Annotated in this window: 4 protein-coding genes; all 4 read left to right on the top strand. The window is 67.3% G+C overall.

Annotated elements, in window-relative coordinates; genetic code table 11:
• On the top strand, positions 1–528 hold a 528-nt coding region (locus BGO22_RS07985; RefSeq protein WP_286849961.1), incomplete at its 5' end, for a TatD family hydrolase.
• Positions 529–581: 53 nt separating this feature from the next.
• Complete coding sequence (locus tag BGO22_RS07980; protein WP_239478135.1) at positions 582–1,220, top strand: ankyrin repeat domain-containing protein; 639 nt, start codon at positions 582–584, stop codon at positions 1,218–1,220.
• Positions 1,221–1,333: 113 nt separating this feature from the next.
• Positions 1,334–1,825 carry a tripartite tricarboxylate transporter TctB family protein gene (locus tag BGO22_RS07975; RefSeq protein ID WP_070398414.1) on the top strand — a complete coding sequence of 164 codons (492 nt, stop codon included), beginning with the start codon at positions 1,334–1,336 and terminating at the stop codon, positions 1,823–1,825.
• A gap of 19 nt (positions 1,826–1,844) precedes the next feature.
• A partial coding sequence (locus tag BGO22_RS07970; protein WP_286849957.1) for a tripartite tricarboxylate transporter permease occupies positions 1,845–2,812 on the top strand: 968 nt, incomplete at its 3' end.

Below are 2,812 nucleotides of genomic sequence, written 5' to 3'. Positions count from 1 at the left end.
CTGGACTACTACCGCCTGGGCGAACGGACCCTGGCCGACATGGCCTGGCAGCGCGAGCGCTTCCGCGTGCACATCCGCGCTGCGCGCCAGACCGGGCTGCCGCTGGTGATCCACACCCGCAGCGCGTCGGACGACACCCTGGACATCCTGCGCGAGGAGGGCGGTTTTGGCCCTGGCGACGGGCGCGCCCCGGCCCGGGGCGTGTTCCACTGCTTCACGGAAACCGCCGAGGTCGCTCGAGCCGCGCTGGACCTGGATTTCTACATCTCCTTCTCGGGCATCCTGACCTTCCGCAACGCCGCCGACCTGCGCGAGACCGCGCGCCTGGTGCCGCTGGAGCGCCTGCTGATCGAAACCGACAGCCCCTACCTGGCCCCCGTGCCGCACCGCGGCAAGGTGAACACGCCGGCCCTGGTGCCGCACGTGGCGGCGCAGGTGGCGGAGCTGAAAGGCCTGTCCGTGGAGGCCGTGGCCGAGGCCACCGGCCGCAATTTCGAGCGCCTGTTCGACCGTGTGACGGCGACCTGAGTCCAAGAAGTTACTTGAGAAAAATGAAAAAGCGCATTGTTTTAAAAGGATTAATGTCCTTTCTCGTTCTCAGTCCCGCTGTCTGGGCGAGTTCGTACGACGACTTCTTCACCGCCATCAAGCGCAACGACCCGGACACCCTGGCCAACCTCGCCGCGCGCGGCTTCGACCTCAACACCCTGGACCCCAGCGGCCAGCACCCGCTGTACCTGGCGCTGCGGGACGAGTCCGACCGTGCCGCGACGTACCTGCTCAGCCGGCCCGAGCTGAAGGTGGAGGTCCGCAACGCCAAGGACGAGTCGCCGCTGATGATGGCCGCGCTCAAAGGCAAGCTGGACCTGGCGCGCCGGCTCATCGAGCGCCAGGCCGAGGTGAACAAGCCCGGTTGGGCGCCCTTGCACTACGCCGCCACCCACCCCAGCGAGCGCGCCGTGCCCATGGTGCACCTGCTGCTGGAACACCACGCCTACATCGACGCCCAGTCGCCCAATGGCAGCACGCCGCTGATGATGGCCGCGCTCTACGGCCACCCGCAGGTGGTGCGCTTGTTGCTGGAGTCGGGCGCCGATCCCCTGTTGAAGAACGAGCAGGGCCTGAGCGCCATCGACTTCGCCCGTCGGGCGGGGCGGGGCGACACCGCCGAGGCCATCGCCGCGGCCATCCGCGCCAAGCAGCCGACCGGTCGCTGGTAAAACCGTCGGCCAGTCAGGCTGACGTCAGCCATAGGTGTATCCCACATGCCTATGGGGCGGCCATGCGCAGACAATGCGCAAGCTTTTTTTTGCATCCCGAGGAGACAGACGTCGTGAAACCAACGAGCCAGAAGGACTTCGTGTCCGGCCTCATGTTCACCGCCGTGGGCATTGCCTTCGCGGTGGGCGCCACCAACTTCGATATCGGCAGCGCCGCCCGCATGGGGCCGGGCTACTTCCCCCTGTTGCTGGGCATCGTGCTGGCCCTGCTGGGGCTGGTGGTGACCCTGCAATCGTTCGGCCGGCCCAAGGGCGGCGACGACGGCTCGATCGGCGCCATCGCCTGGCGCCCGCTGGTTTTCATCCTGCTGGCCAACCTGGTCTTCGGCGTGCTGCTGGTGGGCCTGCCCTCGATCGGCCTGCCGCCCTTCGGCCTGATCGTGGCGATCTACGCGCTGGTCATCGTCTCGGGTTACGCGCGACCCAACCACAAGGTCAAGGAATCGATCGTGCTGGCCACCGTGCTCGCGGTGGGCAGCTACGGCGCTTTCGTCTACGCCCTCAATCTGCAGTTCCCGGTTCTGCCGTGGTTCCTGGGCCACTGATCACGGAGACAACAACACCATGGAACTGTTCGAACACCTCTCACTGGGCTTCAGCGTCGCCTTCACCGGGCAGAACCTGCTGTACGCCTTCGTCGGCTGCCTGCTGGGTACCCTGATCGGCGTGCTGCCGGGCCTGGGCCCCGTGGCCACCATAGCCATGCTGCTGCCCGTCACCTACGGCCTGGAGCCGGTGTCGGCGCTGATCATGCTGGCCGGCATCTACTACGGCGCGCAGTACGGCGGCTCCACCACCGCCATCCTGGTCAACCTGCCGGGCGAATCGTCCTCGGTGGTGACCGTGCTCGACGGCTACCAGATGGCGCGCAAGGGCAGGGCGGGTCCCGCCCTGGCGGCGGCCGGCATCGGCTCGTTCTTCGCGGGCTGCGTGGGCACCCTGGTGCTGGCCGGCTTCGCGCCGCCGCTCACCGAAATCGCCCTGAGCTTCGGCCCGGCCGAGTACTTCTCGCTCATGGTGCTGGGCCTGATCGGCGCGGTGGTGCTGGCCTCGGGCTCGCTGGTCAAGGCGCTGGCCATGATCGTGTTGGGCCTGCTTATCGGCCTGATCGGCACCGACATCAACTCGGGCGTGGCACGCTTCTCCTTCGACGTGCCCGAACTCACCGACGGTGTGAGCTTCGTGGTGATCGCCATGGGTATCTTCGGTTACGGCGAGATCATCTCCAACCTGTCGCAGGACGAGTCCGAGCGCGAGGTCTTCGTCGGCAAGGTCAAGGGCATCATGCCCACGGCCGAGGACTTCAAGCGCATGTTCCCGGCCATGGTCCGTGGCACGGCCTTGGGCTCGGCGCTGGGCATCCTGCCGGGCGGCGGCGCGCTGCTGTCGTCCTTCGCGGCCTACACCATCGAGAAGAAGACCAAGCTCAAGCCCGGTGAAGTGCCGTTCGGCCAGGGCAACATCCGCGGCGTGGCCGCGCCGGAATCGGCCAACAACGCCGGTTCGCAGACCTCGTTCATTCCGCTGCTCAC

Source organism: Hydrogenophaga sp. 70-12 (assembly GCF_001897365.1).
GTDB classification, from domain to species: domain Bacteria; phylum Pseudomonadota; class Gammaproteobacteria; order Burkholderiales; family Burkholderiaceae_C; genus Hydrogenophaga; species Hydrogenophaga borbori.
The sequence above is the reverse complement of the archived record's forward strand: the minus strand, read 5'-3'. Positions and strand labels throughout refer to the sequence as shown.

Bases quoted from the DNA above. Each gene is read 5' to 3' on its own strand.
- BGO22_RS07980 (WP_239478135.1), top strand. From the start codon at position 582: ATGTCCTTTCTCGTTCTCAGTCCCGCTGTCTGGGCGAGTTCGTACGAC.